The sequence below is a fragment of the Micromonospora sp. 067-2 genome, from assembly GCF_046549295.1.
GTDB lineage: Bacteria > Actinomycetota > Actinomycetes > Mycobacteriales > Micromonosporaceae > Micromonospora.
Map to the genome: position 1 here is coordinate 483,093 of NZ_JAJPWB010000003.1, position 19,102 is coordinate 502,194.

The 19,102-nt window shown below is 71.6% G+C and carries 18 protein-coding genes; 7 read left to right on the forward strand and 11 right to left on the reverse strand.

What is annotated here, in order from left to right:
* Window positions 1-19: 19 nt before the first annotated feature.
* On the reverse strand, window positions 20-1,534 hold the full coding sequence (locus ACLJN9_RS08970; RefSeq protein ID WP_410810641.1) for a hypothetical protein: 1,515 nt from the start codon (window positions 1,532-1,534) through the stop codon (window positions 20-22).
* A 397-nt stretch (window positions 1,535-1,931) separates the two neighbouring features.
* Here ACLJN9_RS08970 and dnaB point away from each other — a divergent pair, with 397 nt between their 5' ends.
* Window positions 1,932-3,332 carry a replicative DNA helicase gene (gene dnaB / locus ACLJN9_RS08975; protein WP_410810642.1) on the forward strand — a complete coding sequence of 467 codons (1,401 nt, stop codon included), beginning with the start codon at window positions 1,932-1,934 and terminating at the stop codon, window positions 3,330-3,332.
* A 16-nt stretch (window positions 3,333-3,348) separates the two neighbouring features.
* On the opposite strand, the gene ACLJN9_RS08980 is transcribed toward dnaB, so the two are convergent.
* From ACLJN9_RS08980 to ACLJN9_RS09000, 5 genes are all read right to left on the reverse strand, one after another.
* On the reverse strand, window positions 3,349-4,026 hold the full coding sequence (locus ACLJN9_RS08980) for a maleylpyruvate isomerase N-terminal domain-containing protein (protein WP_410810643.1): 678 nt from the start codon (window positions 4,024-4,026) through the stop codon (window positions 3,349-3,351).
* 109 nt (window positions 4,027-4,135) lie between these two features.
* On the reverse strand, window positions 4,136-4,513 hold the full coding sequence (locus ACLJN9_RS08985; RefSeq protein WP_410810644.1) for a zf-TFIIB domain-containing protein: 378 nt from the start codon (window positions 4,511-4,513) through the stop codon (window positions 4,136-4,138).
* Window positions 4,514-4,532: 19 nt separating this feature from the next.
* Window positions 4,533-5,165 carry a phosphoribosyltransferase gene (locus ACLJN9_RS08990; RefSeq protein WP_410810645.1) on the reverse strand — a complete coding sequence of 211 codons (633 nt, stop codon included), beginning with the start codon at window positions 5,163-5,165 and terminating at the stop codon, window positions 4,533-4,535.
* Window positions 5,166-5,182: 17 nt separating this feature from the next.
* Window positions 5,183-6,550, reverse strand: coding sequence for a glycosyltransferase 87 family protein (locus ACLJN9_RS08995; RefSeq protein WP_410810809.1), 1,368 nt, complete (start codon window positions 6,548-6,550; stop codon window positions 5,183-5,185).
* Window positions 6,551-6,592: 42 nt separating this feature from the next.
* The gene (locus ACLJN9_RS09000; protein ID WP_410810646.1) at window positions 6,593-9,115 is read right to left on the reverse strand and encodes a putative bifunctional diguanylate cyclase/phosphodiesterase; all 2,523 of its coding nucleotides are present in this window, start codon (window positions 9,113-9,115) and stop codon (window positions 6,593-6,595) included.
* A 445-nt stretch (window positions 9,116-9,560) separates the two neighbouring features.
* On the opposite strand from ACLJN9_RS09000, the gene ACLJN9_RS09005 reads away from it, so the two are divergent.
* The 5 genes from ACLJN9_RS09005 to ACLJN9_RS09025 all read left to right on the forward strand — a co-directional run bounded on the left by ACLJN9_RS09005 (window position 9,561) and on the right by ACLJN9_RS09025 (window position 13,180).
* Window positions 9,561-10,205 (forward strand): tetratricopeptide repeat protein, encoded by a 645-nt coding sequence (locus ACLJN9_RS09005; protein ID WP_410810647.1) that lies wholly within the window; start codon window positions 9,561-9,563, stop codon window positions 10,203-10,205.
* Between the two features lie 266 nt (window positions 10,206-10,471).
* The gene (moaC, locus tag ACLJN9_RS09010) at window positions 10,472-10,978 is read left to right on the forward strand and encodes a cyclic pyranopterin monophosphate synthase MoaC (protein ID WP_410810648.1); all 507 of its coding nucleotides are present in this window, start codon (window positions 10,472-10,474) and stop codon (window positions 10,976-10,978) included.
* A complete protein-coding gene (locus ACLJN9_RS09015; protein WP_410810649.1) occupies window positions 10,975-11,445 on the forward strand; it encodes a molybdenum cofactor biosynthesis protein B in 471 nt (156 codons plus the stop codon). The genes moaC and ACLJN9_RS09015 overlap by 4 nt, the downstream gene beginning before the upstream one ends.
* Before the next feature lie 53 nt (window positions 11,446-11,498).
* Window positions 11,499-12,755 carry a molybdopterin molybdotransferase MoeA gene (locus tag ACLJN9_RS09020; RefSeq protein ID WP_410810650.1) on the forward strand — a complete coding sequence of 419 codons (1,257 nt, stop codon included), beginning with the start codon at window positions 11,499-11,501 and terminating at the stop codon, window positions 12,753-12,755.
* On the forward strand, window positions 12,752-13,180 hold the full coding sequence (locus ACLJN9_RS09025) for a molybdenum cofactor biosynthesis protein MoaE (RefSeq protein WP_410810651.1): 429 nt from the start codon (window positions 12,752-12,754) through the stop codon (window positions 13,178-13,180). The genes ACLJN9_RS09020 and ACLJN9_RS09025 overlap by 4 nt, the downstream gene beginning before the upstream one ends.
* 4 nt (window positions 13,181-13,184) lie before the next feature.
* Here ACLJN9_RS09025 and ACLJN9_RS09030 read toward each other — a convergent pair whose 3' ends face one another.
* Window positions 13,185-14,630, reverse strand: a complete 1,446-nt coding sequence (locus ACLJN9_RS09030; RefSeq protein ID WP_410810652.1) for a glycosyltransferase 87 family protein — start codon at window positions 14,628-14,630, stop codon at window positions 13,185-13,187.
* 215 nt (window positions 14,631-14,845) lie between these two features.
* Window positions 14,846-15,391: a DoxX family protein gene (locus ACLJN9_RS09035; protein WP_410810653.1), complete on the reverse strand. Its 546-nt coding sequence runs from the start codon at window positions 15,389-15,391 to the stop codon at window positions 14,846-14,848.
* 113 nt (window positions 15,392-15,504) lie between these two features.
* On the opposite strand from ACLJN9_RS09035, the gene ACLJN9_RS09040 reads away from it, so the two are divergent.
* Complete coding sequence (locus ACLJN9_RS09040; protein ID WP_410810654.1) at window positions 15,505-16,074, forward strand: GNAT family N-acetyltransferase; 570 nt, start codon at window positions 15,505-15,507, stop codon at window positions 16,072-16,074.
* 32 nt (window positions 16,075-16,106) lie between these two features.
* Here the strand turns inward: ACLJN9_RS09040 and ACLJN9_RS09045 are convergent, their stop codons facing one another.
* The 3 genes from ACLJN9_RS09045 to ACLJN9_RS09055 form a co-directional block, all read right to left on the reverse strand.
* Entirely contained in the window at window positions 16,107-17,348 is a 1,242-nt protein-coding gene (locus ACLJN9_RS09045) for an AAA family ATPase (RefSeq protein ID WP_410810655.1), read from the reverse strand.
* Between the two features lie 134 nt (window positions 17,349-17,482).
* On the reverse strand, window positions 17,483-17,890 hold the full coding sequence (locus ACLJN9_RS09050; RefSeq protein WP_410810810.1) for a hypothetical protein: 408 nt from the start codon (window positions 17,888-17,890) through the stop codon (window positions 17,483-17,485).
* Window positions 17,891-18,301: 411 nt separating this feature from the next.
* A complete protein-coding gene (locus ACLJN9_RS09055; protein WP_410810656.1) occupies window positions 18,302-19,057 on the reverse strand; it encodes a flagellar basal body protein FliL in 756 nt (251 codons plus the stop codon).
* Window positions 19,058-19,102: the final 45 nt, after the last annotated feature.

Below are 19,102 nucleotides of genomic sequence, written 5' to 3' on the forward strand. Positions count from 1 at the left end.
CATGGGTGCCCGCGGTCGGTCAGCCGATCGGCTGACCGGTCACCGCGCTGATCAGCACCGTGGAGAGGCCACCGCCCACCACCGCGGCGGCGATCGCGATGGTCGCCGAGCGCCACGTGATGCCGACCCGACGCAGCAGCGCCGCCACCACCAGGCTGCTCGCCAGCGCCAGCCCGAAGCGTGGCGAGCCGGCGAGCAGCGACTCCAACGCGCGGGACCGGGCCGAGGCGCACCCACCCCCGCTGATGTCGGTCACACAGCCGGCCGGCGCCTGGCCGTCCAGGGTCAACAGCCAGGCGAAGATCAGCACCGCCGGCGCGAGATAACAGGCCGCGGTGTACAGCAGTGGCAGGAAGGGCCCGCCCGGATCCGGGGCGAGCAGGTCGTCCTCCAGGCGCCGAGCCCAGGCGCCCGTGGCCGCCGACTCGACCCGCTGGCGCACCGACGCCGTCCCGACCGGCGGCTGGTCCGCCCGACGGCGCGAACCACCACCACGAGGTACGGGTGCGCTGCGTGGACGCGGAGCGGTGTAACCGACCACCGGTGAGCGGGGCGCCGACGTCGACGGATCCATCCACCGGGGGTCGTCACCGGCCAGCCGGGTGCCGGGCCAGAAACCTTCGGACCGGCTTGGCCAACCCTCCGCCGACCCGGACCGCTCGGAGCGGGGCGGCGCTGTCCGGTCCCACTGGTCGTCCTCGACCGCCGACCGCTCCCACTGGCCGGTACGGTCGGACCGCTCCCAGCCACCGATGCTCTCCGCCTGCGCCCACTGCCCGCTCAGATCCGTGTCGCCGGCACCGGCCGCTGGTGGCCACGCGTGCACGCCCGAGGCGTCCCACGGGTCGACCGCTGGCGCGTACGACGGTTCCGGCTCGACCGTCTGCCCGGCCCCGCGTTCCCACGGGTCGGCCGCCGGCCGGGACCAGGACTCCTCCGCCGCACGACGGCTGCGCCGAGTGGGCCGGTCCGCGTCCCGTCGGGGCGCCGGCTCGGACGGCGCGGCCTCGAGGTCACCGCCGGACCAGACCACCTGGGGGCGGCCGGCGGGCGCGCGGCGGGGACGCCGGTCAGGGACAGCGCCCGATACCGGCTGCTCCTCTGCGGAATCGGCTCGGCGGCGCCCGGCGTACCCCTGCTCCTGCGGACGGTCGAGCGTCCACTCCCGGGTGTGGTCCGAGTGTGGTGCCGCGCCGATGGCCGGCCGGTCGCGCCAGCTCGTCTGGCTGCTCGTCCCGGTGGCCTGCCAGCCGGCCCCGGAACTCGACGGCTCGGGCCCGTCGTCGTCGGGTGCCGCGTGCCGACCAGCGCCGTCCGCGTGCCGAACCCCCGACTCCAGTGCCCACCGTGGCAGGTAGGCGTCGACGGGTTCGTCCTGCCCACGGTCCAACGCGCGCCGCCGGCTGGAGGTGCGATAGCGCGCATCGTCGTCGTACGGATCGACCGGAGGCGCCGGCGCGGGCTCACCCCACGAGGCGGTCGGCTGGCGCTCGCGCGGGCTGCCCTCCCCGCGTCCCCAGTCCCGGTAACTCACGGCCGGAGTGTGACCCTTCTGAACCGAAAGCGGAATCCGCTGTCCAGGTGTAGCCGTTCGCTGGAGATAGTACGGGATGATCGTGTCACAGACCCGACCGAAATATTCTCCTCCACAGGCTGGGGACCACGAAACACCAGGTCAGGAAGCTGTCGCCGAGAATTCCCCAACGGTTGTCCACAGCCTGTGCACACACTGCGCACATCCTTACCCACCGGCGTCCACAGGTTGTCCCGAGGCTCGTCCACCGGCTGTGTTGAGCCGCTGACCTCGGGGTCCGTATGGTTGGCCCCCGACCGCCGGCTTGATGGCCCCCCGATTGACCGGCCCGGTCGACGGAAGTGTCATACCCCGGCGATGAGCTGGGACCGGATCGGGCGTACTGGAGGGGGGAGCCGTGTCGGTCACCGACGACATGCGGGCGGAGCCACGCTCCGGCGGCCAGCCACCAGCGCAGCGGGACGGTCAGTTCGACAAGACCCCGCCCCAGGATGTCGCGGCCGAGCAGTGCGTCCTCGGCGGCATGCTGCTCTCCAAGGACGCCATCGCCGACGTCGTCGAGATTCTCAAGACCAACGACTTCTACCGGCCGATCCACGCCACCATCTTCGACATCATCCTGGACATCTACGGCCGGGGTGAGCCTGCTGACTCGATCACCGTGGCCGCGGCGCTCGCCGACTCCGGTGACCTGGTACGCGTCGGTGGTGCGCCCTACCTGCACACCCTCATCGCCAGCGTGCCCACCGCCGCGAACGCCGCCTACTACGCGCGGATCGTCAGCGAGCGAGCGGTGCTGCGCCGGCTGGTCGAGGCCGGCACCAAGATCGTGCAGCTCGGTTACGGCACGGCCAACGGCGGCAGCCGCGACGTCGACGACGTCGTGGACCTCGCCCAGCAGGCCGTCTACGACGTCACCGAACGTCGGGTCAGCGAGGACTTCGCGGTCCTGGCCGACATGTTGCAGCCGACGCTGGACGAGATCGAGGCCGTGGGCGCGCACGGCGGGATGATGACCGGCGTGCCGACCGGCTTCAGCGACCTGGACCGGCTGCTCAACGGCCTGCACGCCGGGCAACTTATTATCGTTGCCGGTAGGCCCGGTTTGGGTAAATCGACCGCTTCAATGGACTTTGCCCGACATGCAGCTATTCGCGCCAACCAGGCCGCCGCCATCTTCTCCCTGGAGATGAGCAAGGTCGAGATCGTCATGCGGCTGCTCTCGGCCGAGGCGCGGGTGCCGCTGCACGTGCTGCGTAGCGGGCAGCTCTCCGACGACGACTGGACCAAGCTGGCCCGGTGCATGGGCGAGATCAGTGAGGCGCCGCTCTTCGTCGACGACACGCCAAGCATGAACCTGATGGAGATCCGGGCCAAGGCCCGTCGGCTCAAGCAGCGGCACGACCTCAAGATGATCGTGGTCGACTACCTCCAGCTGATGACGTCGCCGAAGCGCACCGAGAGCCGGCAGCAGGAGGTCGCGGATCTCTCCCGTGGCCTGAAACTGCTGGCCAAGGAGGTCGAGTGCCCGGTCATCGCGGTCAGTCAGCTCAACCGTGGCCCCGAACAGCGAACCGACAAGCGCCCGCAATTGTCCGACTTGCGGGAATCTGGGTCAATTGAGCAAGATGCCGACGTAGTCATTCTTCTGCATCGCGACGACTACTACGACAAGGAGTCCCCGCGCGCGGGGGAGGCCGATTTTATCGTTGCCAAGCACCGGAATGGGCCAACCGACACCGTTACCGTCGCGGCCCAGCTGCACCTGTCCCGCTTCGTCGACATGGCCATCGGCTGACCGGTGGGGCGTCCGCTCAACCCAGTAGCGGAAACCAGCCTGCCGACTCGCCCAGCTCCAGCCGGTCCCGGTCGGTGAGCGGGAGCCGCCCGGTGGCCTTGAGCAGGAACTCTTGGTCGTCCCAGCCGCTGGGGCGGACCGTGTCGTCGCTCAGCAGGCCGTCCATGGCGGCCACCGCGACCCGTACCGCCAGTGGGCCGGGCGGCGGCGCGCCGGGCAGCTCCGAGGTCAGGTCCAGGTGGTGCACGACGGCCTCGGTGGTCAGGGTGGCGAGGAAATCCGGTACGCGCAGCACGTGGCCCTGCGTGCTCACGTACCCCTCGGGGTCGGCTGACGCGGCGGCGCGGACCGCCGCCGGAGCGGTCTCCGACCAGAGCCGGACGATCCCGGTCGGTCGGTCGAAGGCGGCGGCTGACCGGCGGACCCACCAGGCGTGTCGGCCGTCATCACCGCGGCCAGCGGGAAAGCCGCGCCAATAACTCACGTCGTCCACATCGGCGGGACCGGCGGCCGGAGTGGCGAGTGCGACCAGAGCCCGCTGCGCGTCACCGAGCATGTGCAGAAGCAGGTCCGCGACAAGCCAACCGCGGCAGCGGGTGGGTCGTTGCAGGTCCGCGTCGTCCCGGTCGGTGACCACGGCGGTGATGCCGTCGTACGCCTGGGCCAGCGCCTCATCCGGCCGGATCGCGGTCATGTGATGCAGCCTCGCATGGACCCTCCCGCTCGCCAACCGCTGGCGGCGGGGGTGTGTGACGCGCCCGGGCCGACGCGTGGATCGACCCGGGCGGGTTGGGAATCTCGGCTCAGCCGAACATCTCGTCGAGGAAGCCCTTGCGCTTCTTCTGCCGGTAGTGCCCGTGGTAACCGTGGTGCTGCTGCTGGTGACCGTAGGCCGGCGCCGGCGGGTAGCCGTGTGCGGGCGGGGGCGGCGGCGGGACCGCGCCGTAACCGGGCTGGTGCGGAGGCGGCGGGGGCGGGTAGCCGGCCGGCTGATGGGCGGGCTGCGGTGCCGCGCCGCCGCCCTGTTGGCGGCTCCAGTTGGCCTCCGCCTCGAACAGTTTCTCCAACTCGCCTCGGTCGAGGAAGATGCCTCGGCACTCCCCGCACTGGTCGATGACGACGCCGCTGCGCTCGTACTGACGCATTTCTCCGTGACACTTGGGACAGGTGAGACTCATCATCCGAAGGTACCCGGTCGAGTCACGCGGTCGCGGTGAGCGACTCGATCACCTCGTCGTCGGACACCTCGTGGAAGTCCTCGTAGTAGACGCTCACCGCGCCGAAATCCGGCGGCCGCTGGGCGCAGACGACCTGGTCCGCCTCGGCGGACAGCAGCTCGAACGCCTCCTGGGCGCCCACCGGGACGGCGACCACCACCCGGCGGGCCCCGAGGTGGCGTGCGACCTCCACGGCGGCCCGCGCGGTGGCGCCGGTGGCCAACCCGTCGTCGACGATCACCGCAGTCCGTCCGGTGAGGTCCAGTGGCGTGCGACCGCCCCGGTAGAGCCGCTCCCGGCGCTCCAGCTCGGCCTGCTCCCGGTGGTTGGCCTCGGCGATGTCGTCGCTGTTGAGCCGGCTGGCCACCGCGTCGTTGAGCACCTGCACACCCCCCGGGCCGAGCGCACCGAAGGCGACCTCCCGGGCCCACGGCATGCCGAGCTTGCGGACCACGAGCACGTCCAGTGGCGCGCCGAGCCGTTCGGCGACGACCCGGGCCACCGGTACGCCGCCACGGACCAGACCGAGAACGACGACGTCCGGGTCGCCGATGAGCGCGGTGAGCCGCTCGGCGAGCAGCCGGCCCGCCTCGGCCCGGTCACGGTAGGTGGTCATGCCCTCAGGTCTACGCCCTACGTCGTCGTTCCGCCCGACAGTTGCGCCGAAGTGGCCCGACCGGTCAGTTGGCCGGGCATCGGGTCGGTCGCGGCGTCGGCCTCCCGTTGCAGGGCGGGTGCCCAGGCGAGCAGGGCCAGCGGATACAGCAGGTAGCCGAACCGGGTCGAGGGCATCAGGGCGATCGCGACGAGCAGCCCGTACCCGCAGATGAGCGCGGTGGCGACGGCGGTGCGGGGCGGGCGGCGGGCGAGCCGGACGGCGATGGCCACACCGGCCGCGACCAGCAGCGCGGCGGCGATCAGCCGGCCGGCTGGCAGCGCGGTGGCGATCAGGTGGCCGGGAAACGGGGACTGCGCGGGGCTGGTGACCAGCCCGTGGCCGAGGGGGAAGCGCAGGACGTTCTCGGTCAGCGCGTCTCGGTCGACCAGCAGCGCCGGGAGCAGAGCCGCGATGGGCAGCCCGATCGCGCCGGCGGCGACCCGGCCGCCGGCCCGGCGGGTGAGGCCCCAGACGATCAGGACCAGGGCGACCGGCCAGGCGAAGAGCTTCAGCGCGCCGGCCAGCCCGACCGCGAGGCCGGCCCGGCCCGGTCGATCGGTGGCGGCGAGCGCGAGGGCCAGCAGGCAGAGCGCGAGTACGGGCAGGTCGTCGCCGCCGGTGGCGAGGGTGAGCGCGCAGATCGGCAGGACGGTGGCGGCCTGTACGCCCCGCAGCAGCGCGCTGTCGCGCCGCTGGTCGACCCCGGGGGGTGGTGCCGACAGGGCTGCGGCCGGCGTGCCGCGTAGGGCGAGCACCGCCAGGGCGAGCGCCAGCGCGGTGCCCACCGCGAACCAGACGCGGGCGTCGGTCCACGGTGCGTCGACCAGGGCCCTGGGCAGGCCGAACACCGCCATGCCCGGCTGGTACGGGGTGTAGCCGAGTAGTTGCTCGCCGGGCGGCAGGGCGGCTATCGCGTCGGGTCCGAGGTACGGCGTGCCGTGCTCCAGCAGGCGGTTACCGGCCTGCTCCACGACCAGCACCTCCTCCTGTGCCCGGTCGGTGCGGCCGGCGGCCCGCTCGACGCTCTGCCACAGCAGGGGCAGCAGCGCGGTGCCCGCCCAGGTTGCGGCGGTGACCGCCCAGCGGGCGGGCAGACCCACCAGACGGGATACCGGGGTGCGCCGGCGCAGCAGGAGTTGGCCGATCACCACCACCGTCGCAACCAAATAGCCCACCGCCGCGACTCCGCCCCAGGCCCGGTGTGGCAGCAGGGTCGAGGTGACGGCGGTGATCGCGGCGAAGGCAGCCGAGACGGCGTACAGGCCGAGGTCGAGGGCGAGACCGTCGGCGGCGGAGTCGACCCTGCGCCAGCGACGACGGAGGGCGGTCGGGGCGTCGACGATCACGCGCGCCAGTCTGGCAGACCGCCCTGGTCGGCCGTCGGGTCAGGCAGGCAGGTGGGGGAGGCGGTCCGGGCGGGAACGTCCGCTCTGGCGGCGGGTCTGGTTGAGCCGGATCACCGCGCCGGCGTCGTGCAGCGGCGTCGCGAGAGCGCCCGGTCGGCCGCCCGAGCCGCGCTGCAACGCCGCGAGGAGAGTGCCGGCGGGCATCGGACGGGCGAACAGGTGGCCCTGGCCGGCGACGCAGCCCAACTGCCAGAGGGCTCGCCGTTGCGGCTCGCTCTCCACCCCCTCGGCCACCACGTCCAAGGCCAGGCTGCGGCCCAGGTCAAGAGTGGAACGGATGACCGCGGCGGCCTCCGCCGAACTCTGCATCGTCGTCACGAAACTCCGATCGATCTTCAGCTCGTGCACCGGGATCCGGGAGAGCAGGGAGAGCGAGGAGTAACCGGTGCCGAAGTCGTCCAGCGCCAGCCGGACACCCTCGTCGCGGAGCCGGCTCAACACCCGGTCGACCACGTCCAGTTGACTGAGCGTCAACGTCTCGGTCAACTCCAGCACCAGCCGGTCCGGAGGCAGGTCGTGCGCGCGCAGGCGGGCCAGCACCGAGCCGGGGAAACGCGCGTCGAGCAGGCTGCGCGGGGACACGTTGACCGCAACCGGTACGTCGAAACCGGCGTCGCGCCAGCTGACCGCCGCGATCAACGCCTGGTCGAGGATCGCCTCGGCGAAGGCCGGTAGCAGCCCTGAGCGCTCCACCGCCTCCAGGAAACGCAGCGGGTCGATCATCCCGTGGATGGGGTGGTGCCACCGTGCCAGTGCCTCCGCGCTGGTCACCTCGCCGGTGCCCAGGTCGACGATCGGTTGGAAGTTCACGATGAACTCGTGGTCGGCGACTGCTCGCGGCAGGTCGCCGCCGAGGGCGAGTCGACTCAGGTTGGCCGTGTCCCGGGTCGGCGCGTACGTGGAGATCCGCTGCCCGGCACGCTTCGCCTGGTACATCGCCACGTCGGCGCGGCGCAGCAGTTCGGCCATGCCGCCGCTGGCCGGGGCGACGGAGATCCCGCCGCTGGCCTCGACGCTGATCCGCATGCCGTCCAGCTCGAACGGCTCGTGCAACGCGGCGAGCAGCGTCTCCGCCCGGTGCGCGGCCACCGCCGGGGCCGGCAGCCCGCGCAGGAGTACGGCGAACTCGTCGCCGCCGAGGCGGGCCACCAGGTCATCGTCCTGGGCCGCGTGTCGCAGCCGATCGGCGACCTGCACCAGGACCTGGTCACCGGCGGCGTGCCCGAGCGTGTCGTTGACCTCCTTGAAGTGGTTGAGGTCGATCAGCACCAGGGCGGTCACCCCGTCCGCGTGCCGGGTGCTCAACTGCTCCGTGCCCTGGTCGAGCAGGTGCCGACGGTTGGCCAGGCCGGTCAGCGCGTCGTGCGCGGCGGCGTACGCGTGCTCGCCGGCCACCCGGGCCAGCTCGGCGTACGCCTGGGCGTTGCGTACCGCCGTGCAGAGCGCGGAGGCGAAGGTGCGCAGCGTGTACTGCTCCCGCTCGGACAGTTGCACCGGGCCGCGGAAGCGCAGCCGCAACACACCGACATCGATGGATCGGTCGTGGCCCTCCAGTGGCGTGGGCACGACGGTGGCGTCCACGTCGGTGGTCGTGCCGGTCGGGCCGTCGAAGGTGATGCCGTCGGTGCCGCCGCGTACGCTGCGGTCGCCGTCGCGCAGCTCGATCTCGACCTCGTCGGCGGAGAACAGCTCGGCGGCCTGGGTGACGGCGGTGGTGAGGACGGTGTCGAGATCGACCACGTTGAGCGCGTCGGTGGTGCGAGCGAGGCGCTGCCACGCCTGCTGCTCGGTCCGGCCGCGGATCCGCGCGGAGTAGGCGAGGTGCAAGCTCAGGACCAGGGGCGGAACGGCAAGTAGCAGGCGAGGATCCGCCCGGAGGGTTAGCAGGGTCAGTGCCGCCACCACGAACCTGACCGCGTAGCCAGCCAGACGAAGGTCCAGGTTGCTGCGGAAGTGAGACGAGATTCTTGTGCCGGATGCGAGCGCGATCACGGGTATCGCCAGCACCTCGTCGAGGAAGGCGGCGATGAGGTACGCGACCGACAAGACCCCCACCAGCTGCGGGGTCTGCATGGCAGGCCAGGTCCAACCGAGCAACGCGAAGGCAGTGCCCGCACCGGCCGCCACGAGAATGTTCTTGCCGACCCCGAAGGCCAGCTTGATCGGTGGTAGACGGGCCGAGGCAATGGTGATCCCAATGCAGGTGCAGAGGACGACCCACGGAACGGGGGCAATGGCAGCCGCAATGACGATCGCAGCCTCGCTCCAACTGATCAGGTGCACGGTGGAGCGGACACGTACGCGTGCCTTGACGAACGCCCCCAGGGCGATCATGGCGGTCAGCGTCACCAGCGTGGCGCCGTCGGGTGTCGGAGCCTTCGCCGGGGGGAGAATCAGCCTCAGTGAGGCGAGCGCAACGAGCGTGGCGGAAACTACGAGGAGACCGACGATCAGCCGTAGCCGTCGGTCCGTCTCGCCATCGCGTCGTTGTGACGTGGCCACGCAGCTCCTGGGTGACGGCGCCTGTCGTGCTCGAACCATACCCCTGTGTAGAGCAGAAGTCCTGCGTGGTTGTCAGCCCCACTCGTTTCCGCGCATTTCACCTACCCCCTCCTTCGCCTGACTGCCGGCCCCTGTTGGGTCGACCATCTACGAATGAGTTTAAATGGGGTTGGGCATAGTTAGGGACGATAAATGTCGTTATCCTCAACATTAGTCAATCCCGTGGGCATAAGTAACATTCTGTTTGGGTTCCGGTGCGGAGAGCATTGGAATGCTCGCCTGGTGCACCCGTTCCGTTGCGGGTTGTTGCGAGCTGGGCTGACCGATAGGGCCGTGCCCATCAGTGTGGGCGCTGAGATGCCGCGACTCATCCACCGAGTCGGTTGACCGTGCGTAAGTTGAACCGGCGGCGGAAGCAACGGGGAATGTCGAGGCGATGGCGTCGATGAACAACTACCCCGCCTCCGCCTACGTTCGGACCGGCGATAACCGGGGCGCACTCGATTACCTGACTCGCGCGGTCGCCCTCGCCAGAGAGTCGCGGGACGTTTTGAACACCGCGCGGTATCGCGCCAATCTCGCGGCTGTCTACTGGTGGAGTGGCAACCTCACCGAGGCGGTGACGGTTGGTTTGGGGTGCCTGCGCGACCACAAGGGGTACGGCAACGTCAGGGTGCCGATGGTGCTGCCGAATCTTGGCATAGCGCTGACCTCGCTCGGTCGCTACGAGGAGGCGTTGCGCCTGCACCTGGCGTGGGCCCGGGCGAACTCCGACGAGTTTCACACTCTCAACGCGCTCAGCCACATCGGCGCCGTGCGAGTCCGCATGGGTGATCTTCCACAGGCAATCCGGATCCTTCTGGCCTCGTTGGCACTACGCGACCGCACCGGGCACCGGTACGCCGAGGCCGAGGTGCGCAACGATCTCGGGATCGCGTATCGCGGTCTGGGCCGTCTGGTCGAGGCCCAACAGGAACACGAGGTGGCCCGGAAGCCGTCAATCTTTCGCAGGATGGGCGTGCCGGAGCGCTTCGACGTCGAGCGCCGCCTCGCCGAACTGGGTGACGGTGTCGCGGACTCGGGCCGCTGACCTGCCCGAACGGCGCTTATCGATTTCTCATCGCCGAGCCCGGTAGCTTCTTGGCCGTATCGGCGAACGGGGGAGGTTCTGCCCGCGGGCAGAACCGGGTCGTCGACACACGCCCGCTGCCAGGTCCCCCCAGCGACTTCGGCGGCGGGTCGGTGAGGGAGGAGCGGCGTACCGCCGGTGCGTCGACAGCACCAGACGCGCTCGGCACTCGGGCGCCGCTCCTTCCGAACACCAGGCCGTCGTACCGCACCGATAGGCTCACGACCGTGACCGAACGCGCGCAGCCCGGACCCGCGCAGCTCAACCATCTCGACAGCGCAGGCGCGGCCCGCATGGTCGACGTTTCCGCCAAGGCGGTGACCGGCCGGCAGGCCGTCGCGGCGGGTCGGCTGCGGACCACGCCCGAGGTCGTCGACCTGTTGCGCCGCGACGGGTTGCCCAAGGGCGACGCGCTCGCGGTCGGTCGGCTGGCGGGGATCATGGGCGCCAAACGCACACCGGATCTGATCCCGCTCTGCCACCCGATCGCCCTGCACGGTGTCACCGTCGACCTGCTGGTGACCGCCGACACCGTGGAGATCACCGCCACCGCCCGCACGGCGGACCGGACGGGGGTGGAGATGGAGGCGCTCACCGCGGTCGCGGTCGCCGGTCTCGCCCTGGTCGACATGGTCAAGGCGGTCGACCCGGCGGCCTCGGTGGAGGCGGTCCGGGTGCTGCGCAAGGAGGGCGGCAAGACCGGCACGTGGGTCCGACCGGAGGACCGGCCGTGATCCGCGCCCGGGTGATCGTCGCGTCCAACCGGGCCGCAGCCGGCGTCTACGCCGACACGAGTGGCCCGCTCCTCGTCGCGGGGCTGGTCGAGCTGGGCTGCCAGGTCGACGACCCGGTGGTGGTGCCCGACGGTCCGCCGGTCGGCACGGCCCTGCGGGTCGCGCTCGACGACGGCATCGACGTGGTGCTGACCAGCGGCGGCACCGGCGTCACCCCGTCGGACCAGACACCGGACGTGACCCGGGCACTGCTGGATTACGAGATCCCCGGCATCGCCGAGGCGATCCGTGCGTACAGCCGCGACCGAGTGCCCACCTCGGTGCTCTCCCGGGGCCTGGCCGGGGTGACCGGCCGGATGCTGGTGGTCAACCTGCCCGGGTCGACCGGCGGCGCCCGCGACGGCCTGGCCGTGCTCGGGCCGATCCTGGGGCACACCGTCGACCAACTCCGCGGCGGAGACCACTGACCGGTCCGCGTCCAGGCCCGGCGGCTGCCGGTGCAGCCGGATAGGCTCGGCCGGTGAGCACGGAAACCGCACCAACCGCGCACCGGGTCACCGCGCCCCCGCCGGCCGGGTGGGAGGAAGCACGATCCCGGGTGTACGCGGTCGGCCTGGCCGCCGCGCTTCCCGCCACCGCCCGGCCCCTTGTCGACACCGACGGGCTGACCCTGGCCGAGCCGTTGACCACCCGCACCGACCTGCCGGCCTTCCCCACCTCCAGCGTGGATGGCTGGGCCGTGCGTGGCGCCGGCCCGTGGCGCGTCGTCGGCCGGGTGCTCGCCGGCAACACCCCCGCGCCGCTCGTCGAGGACGACACGACGGTGGAGATCGCCACCGGCGCGATGGTTCCGGTCGGTACGACCGCCGTGCTCCGCGTCGAGGAGTCCACCACCATCGACGGTCTGGTCAGCGGCACCCTCCGGGAGACGCCGGAGTGGCGGCAGCCCGGCGAGGAGGCGTACGCCGATGAGGAGCTGGCACCGGTCGGCACGCCGGTCGACCCGGCGGTGATCGGCCTGGCGGCTTCCTGCGGGCACGACACGCTGCGGGTGCGGCGGACGCCGCGCGCCGCGCTGCTGATCTTCGGTGACGAACTCCTCACCGCGGGCCTGCCCGCGGCCGGCCGGGTTCGGGACGCGCTGGGTCCGGCGGTCCCCGCGTGGCTGCGCCGCTACGGCTGCCAGGTCCGTTCGTCCGACGTGGTCGGCCCGGTGGCCGACACCCTGCCCGCGCACGTGGCGGCCCTGCGTACGGCGCTGACAAACGCCGATCTGGTCTGCACCACCGGCGGCACGATGAACGGGCCCGTCGACCACCTGCACCCGGCCCTGGAGGCGCTCGGCGCCGACTACGTGGTCAACACGGTGGCGGTGCGTCCCGGTTTCCCGATGTTGCTGGCGCGGATCGTCGGCCACGACGGGCGGGTCCGGTTCGTCGCTGGGCTTCCGGGAAACCCACAGTCCGCCATCGTCGCGCTGGTGTCGCTGGTCGCCCCCCTGCTCGCCGGCCTCCAGGGCCGCCCGATGCCGGTGCTGTCGCAGGTCACGTTGGCTGAGGCGGTGCCCGGTCGCGGCGACCACACCCACCTGGCGCTGGTCCGTCTGGACCGGGCCGCCGGCACCGCGTGCCCGGTGCGGCACGTCGGTTCGGCGATGCTGCGCGGTCTGGCCGGCGCGGACGGGTTCGCCGTGATCCGGCCGGGAACCAACGGGCAACCGGGCGACCGTGTGCCGATCGTGCCACTGCCGTTGCTGCCCGGGGAGCGCGCGTCATGACCGCGCCGGCGATCACCTTCGGCGAGGTCACCGCCCAACCGCTCGACCTGGCCGCGCACGAGGCGGCGGTCTCCGATCGTCGCGCCGGCGCGGTGGTCTCGTTCCAGGGTGTGGTTCGCGACCACGACCACGGCCGTCCGGTGGTCAGCCTCGAGTACGAAGGGCATCCGAGCGCCGAGCAGGTGCTGCGTGAGGTGGCCGCCGAGATCGTGGCTGAACCCGAGGTCTACGCCGTGGCGATCTCGCACCGGGTCGGCCCACTGGCGATCGGCGACGTGGCGCTCGTGGCCTCGGTGAGCACCGCGCACCGTGCGGCGGCCTTCGCCGCCTGCGCCCGGCTCGTGGACGAGGCCAAGGCGCGGCTGCCGATCTGGAAGCGGCAGGTCTTCGCCGACGGCACCGAGGAATGGGTCAACTGTCCCTGACCGCTCAACGGCGGCCGTTGACCACCACGGCCCGGGCGAGCCGATCGGTGTAGAACGCCGGCTCGGCACCCGGACGCCAGGGCAACGCGGCGACCAGCACGATCAGTGCGATGGCGAGCGAGTTTTCCATCAGCGCGCCGAACAGGCCGTCCTGGTAGTGCGACATCTCCGGCAGTTGGTGCTCGTACGGCCAGATCGGGGAGATCAGGAAGAGCAGGTAGAGCCCGACCGCCGCCACGCCGTGCCGGAGCCCGGTCAGTGTGGGATACCAGATCGGTGGCCGGAGCCCGTTGAGCCCCGGCAGCCCGCCGAACGTCGTCCCCTGGCCCGTGCGCAGCGCCGATCCCCGGCTCGCCTCCCGCCGACGCACCGCGGCGTCGGCCAGCACGATGATCGCCGGGATCACCCACACCAGGTGGTGCGTCCAGGAGATCGGACTGATCACGTTGGCGGTGAGACCAACCAGCGTGAACGCGGTCAGCTCGTCACCGTCGGCACGCGAGCTGACCGCCCGGGACAGGCCCAGCGCCAGGATCAGCACCGAGAACGAGAGCCAGAGCAGCCCGGGGGTCTCGATCGAGTCGTACAGCCGGGCCAGCAGGCCGGCCAGCGACTGGTTCGGCGTCATGTCCGCCGCGCCGACCCGCTCGGTCTGCCAGAGCACGCTGCCGAAGTACGTCCGCGACTCGTCGCCGACGAAGGCGAAGGTTCCCACCGTCACGCCGATCGTGGTGCCGATCGCGGTGGCCGCCGCCCGCCACTGTCGGGTGATCAGCAGGTAGGCGATGAACAGCGCCGGGGTGAGCTTGACCGCGGTGGCCAGGCCGATGCCGGCACCGGCCCAGGCGCCACCGTAGAGAAAGCGCAACAGGGGCCCGTCGGTCGGGGCGTAGTGGGTGCCCCGGCGGGTGCGCCAGCGCAGCCCGATCAGGTCGGCCATGATCAACGCGAAGAGCAGCAGGTTGACCTGGCCGTAGCCGAGGGTTTCCCGGCTCGGCTCGATAGCTACCGCGAGCGGCACCGCCACGGCCACGGTGAACCACAGGGGCCAGGCCAGCCGGTCCACGATGGGGCGGAGCAGACCGGCCAGCACCAGCGCCAACGCGGCGATGCTGGCGAGGGCGTTGATCATCCCGGCCACGCCGATGGGGAACTGCGCCATCGGCAGCATGACCAGGCCGGCGAACGGCGGGTAGGTGAAGCCGAGAGTGGTGCCGGGCGCGATGAACTCGTAGAGCTCGTGCCCGCTCGCCCACCACACCACGGCGCCGTGGTAGATCTTCATGTCGAAGAAGTTGTACGGCCGCCCGAACGCCCCGATGGCGAGCCATGCGGCGTAGGCGACGGCGGCCACGATGGCACCCCGTACGACATTCCGGCGATCGATCCGACGCATCGCGCGTTGGACTGGGGCGAGGCGGTCCGCCCGACTACCGACGGTCGTCGGCATGGCGCGGCCACCTCCATACCAGGGTCGTCCTACCCGTCCAGGTCCTGCAGGGAGCCTAGAACGGCGCCTCACGTCAGTGCCTCCCGCGTTATGGGACCGTGTCCGATCCCACACATGTTTTTGACATTTCCACCGCGTTAACGCCTACCGGGGGGTTCAGGTAATTCGCGGCCTTGGCGGGGGGTGGGGGTGACGCGAGAGGGAATCGACGCAGGTCAGCCGGGGAGTCGACGGGCGGTGGCCGCGGATCGGACGGCGATCCGGGCGTCCCGCCGCGCGGTGCGGACGGCGCGCTGCACGGAACGTCGAGAGTGGCCGATGCGGTGACCCGTCCGCCACCGCAGACCCGGCTTGCCTCCGGTGTCCGTCGCGGCGAGCAGCAGGCCGCCGAAGAGGCCGAGGTTCTTCAGGAAGTGGACCTGGTTGTTGTTCCGGGTTGCCGGGTCGTCGTTGTTCCAGAAGGGATGCCCGGCGATGGTCACCGGCACCAGCGTGCCGGCCAGGACCAGCGCGGCGGGCCGGCTGAGCCGCCCGGTGGCCAGCATCAGACCGGCGCTCATCTGCACAGCGGAGTTGAGCCTGATCAGCGTCCGGGTCTCGGTCGGGAAACTCGGGTGTGCCTTCTGCAGGAGGGGCGCGACCTTGTCGGTCACCGGTTTGGCCGCCACCGCCAGGCGATCCGGGTTGCGGAGGTTGCGGTACCCGCTGACCACGAAGATGCCGCTCAGCATGGCGCGGGCTAGAGAGCGTACGGGCGTCATGGATCAGTCATACCCCGTCGCGCCCTTTACTACCCCGGCAACGGGCGGATCCGAATCGGTGATCGTGCACATGCGCCACGCCGATTCGAGCGACCATCGCTGATGGACCGGCCATGACGGGTAACGTCGCGCGGGTGACCACGCTGCGGCTACGACCCGAGGACCCGGCCGACGTCGGGCCGGTGCGTCTGGTGCTGGGCACGGCGTTCGCCCGGCCGGACGTGGCCACGCCGCCGGAGGTGGGCCTCGTCGACGCGCTGCGCGGCACCGACGCCTGGCTGCCGGAGCTGGCCATGGTCGCTGAATACGGCGGCGAGGTGGTCGGCTACGCCCTCCTCACCCGGGTGCGGGTGCGACCGGAGCGCGGGGTGGACATGCCAGCTCTGGCGTTCGGGCCGGTGGCGGTGGCGCCGCACCGGCAGCGGATCGGGCACGGAACGGCGGTGGTGCAGGCCGCCCTGGACGCCGGCACCGAGCTGGGTGAGCGGCTGGTCGTCGTGCTCGGTGACCCGGCCTTCTACCGCCGGTTCGGGTTCGTCCCGGCCAGCGAGCTGGGACTGACCAGCCCGTGGGCCGGTCTCGGCGAGCCCTGGCAGGCGCTGGTGCTGCCGCCGTCCACGAGCGAGGAAGGGCCACCGCCGCGCGGCGAGGTGCTCTTTCCGCAGCCGTGGTCGCACGTCTGACCACGTCGGCGGAACGCGACCGCCGGGGCGGGTCAGACCGGTTGCGTGCGTAGGTACCGGCCGAAGTGCGGAACGGTGAAGGCCACCGTGCCCCGCTCACCGGAGTAGATCAGCCCCTTCTTGATCAGGGCGTCCCGAGCCGGGGAGAGGCTGGCCGGCTTACGGCCCAGGGCCCGGGCGATCTCAGCGGTGGGCACCGCCGCGTCCATGTCGTCGCGGACCACGCCGCCGGACTCTCCCTCCACCAGCGACAGCGTCGCCATCGCCCGCATGTATTCACGCTCGGCGGGAGTGGCCCGCTCGAATCGGGAGCCGAAGAAACCGACCGCCAACTCGGCCTCCGCCTCCGGCGCGGCGACACGGACGTCGGCGGCGGTGACCGGCGAGCGTGGAGCATGATCCCAGGTCGCCTTCCCGTACGCCTGGACGAAGTAGGGGTAGCCGCCGGACTTCTCGTAGAGCAGGTCGAGCGCCTTCTGCTCGTACTCCACCTCCTCGCGCTCGGCCGGCGCGCAGAGCGCCTGGTCGGCGGCGATCCGGTCGAGCCGGTCGATGCGCTGGTAGCGGAACAGCCGTTCGGAGTACGACTTGGCGGCGCTGAGCACGGCCGGCAGGTGTGGCAGGCCCGCGCCGACGACGATCAGCGGCGCGCCGAGCTGGGACAACTCGTGGCAGGCGGCGCAGAGCGCCGACACGTCCTCCGGACCGAGGTCCTGCATCTCGTCGATGAAGATGGCGATGCCGGTGCCCACGTCGCTGGCCACGGCGGCGGCGTCGCTGAGCAGCTCGACCAGGTCGATCTCGATGTCACCGGAGTCGGCCCGACCGCTGGCCGCCGGCACGTCGATCCCGGGCTGCCACCGGTCGCGCAGCTTCGGGGCGGCACCGGCACGGCCGGTCGGGGCCGATCGTTGGGCGAACGCCTTGAGGACCCCGAGAAAGGCGTCGATCCGGTCGGGTGCCCGGTGCCGGGGGGCAAGCTCGCGGACCGCCATGTGCAGCGCGGCAGCCACCGGGCGGCGCAGCGACTGGTCGGGGCGTGCCTCGATCTTGCCGCTGCCCCAGAGTCGGTTGATCGCCTGCGATCGGAGTGTGTTGAGCAGGACGGTCTTGCCGACGCCGCGCAGCCCGGTGAGCATGAGGCTGCGTTCTGGACGGCCTCGGGCGATGCGCTCCAGCACGACGTCGAAGACGTCCAGTTCCCGCCCCCGCCCGGCGAGTTCGGGCGGGCGCTGGCCAGCGCCCGGGGCGTACGGGTTGCGGACCGGATCCACGCATCGCACAGTATCGGGCCATCTAGCGGCGAGGCTAGACGTGGATAGATGGGGCTACCGGCGTGTCGGGGCTGTCGACAAGAAACTAGGGCTGTCTAGCGTCCAGGCTAGACAACCCTAGTTTTGGCTACCGGCTATCGCTTCTTCAGGCAGAGCACATAGTCGAACAGGTCGACCGAGTTGTCGTGCACGTAGTTCGCCGTGGCCTGTGGCGCCAGCGTGTCGCACCGGTCCCCGTCGGTGGTCGCCGGAATCCGCAGTAGCACCTGGTAGGTGTTCGGGCCGCACGGCACCTTACGCAGCTCCGCGTCGTCCTCGCTGCCGTCGTTGACCACGCAGTCGCCCCTGGCGAACTCGACCTCGCTCGGGCTGGGAGCCGCCGACCTCGGCGCGTCGCTGGGCAGGGCGGGTGGCAGGGCCCGCGCACTCGCCGACGGCGTCGGTTCGGTGGTGCTGTCGGTGTCGGCGGCCCTCCAGACCGCCCAACCGGCCAGGCCGAGGCAGGGGCAGAGCAGGAGCAGCACCACCAGCGCGACGATCAGGGCGACCTTCCTGCCGGTCTTCTTCGGTGCCACGGCGGGCGGCATCCCGTACCCACCGGGCATCGGCGGATACCCGGCGGGCATCGGCTGGCCCCACGGCGCGACCGGCTGGCCCGGCGTCGGACCGGCCGGCGGAAACGGCCCGTGCGGCGGCGGGTAACCGCCAGCCGAGGCGGGCGGCGGGTAACCCGGCCCCGAGGCCGGCGGTGGACCCCACAGCGGTGCGGTCGGCGGCTCGGCGCCCGCCGGCGGCGGGCCCCACGGCGGAGGCGGCCCACCGGGTGGACCCCACTGGGGCTGGGTCGGGTCGACCGGTGGTGGGCCGGTCGGCGGGCGCTGGTACGGGTCGTCCGGCTGCTCGGAGCCCGGTGGTCCGTAGGTCGTCATGTCATCCCCAGGGGTGGGTGGGTCTCAGCGCTGCTTGAGGCAGAGGACGAAGTCGAGATCGTCCAGTTCGCTGTCGAAGGAGTACCAGTCGGTGTAGTTCTCGACCTTGGCGCACTTGGCCTTGGCATCCCGTTCACCAGTGGTCACGCCGTCGATCCGGCCCAGCACCTCGTACGACTTCGGGACGCAGTTGCTGATCGACAACTTCGGCTTGCCGCCGACCACACCGTCGTTGCGGACGCACTGGCCGACCTTGACGAACCGTGAGTCGGCCGACGACTCCGGCGCCGCGGCGCTCGGCAGGGGCGCGACCGGTGCGGTGGCGTCGGCGCTGGGCTCCCCCGCGGCGGCCGGTCCGGTGGGCGCGGTCGACGGGGCTGGATCGCCTGACCTGCCGAGGAACCAGAGCGCTCCACCACCAGCGGCAACCACCAGCAGGACAACGGTCAGTACCGCGATCAGCGGGCCTCGACCGCGCCGGCCCGGGGTCGGCGAGGGATCTCCGCCGTACGGCGCGACAGGTGGACCGCCGTACGGCCCGTCGCCGTACGGCCCGGGTCGCCCCCGCGCTCCCGGCGGGTAGGACTGGGCCGCCGCCGGGTAGGACTGCGTCGTTGGCGGGTAGGGCTGGGCCGTTGGCGGGTAGGGCTGGGCCGTTGGCGGGTAGGGCTGGGCCGCTGGCGGGTAGGGCTGCTGGGTGGGCCCCCCGGGTGTCTCGTCGTGTCGTTGCCCGCGCCACGGTCCCGGGATACCGCCGCCCGGTGGTCCGTAGTTCGTCATGCCGCCCTCCTGCACGAGTGATGAGAGGCCGGCCACCAAACCACG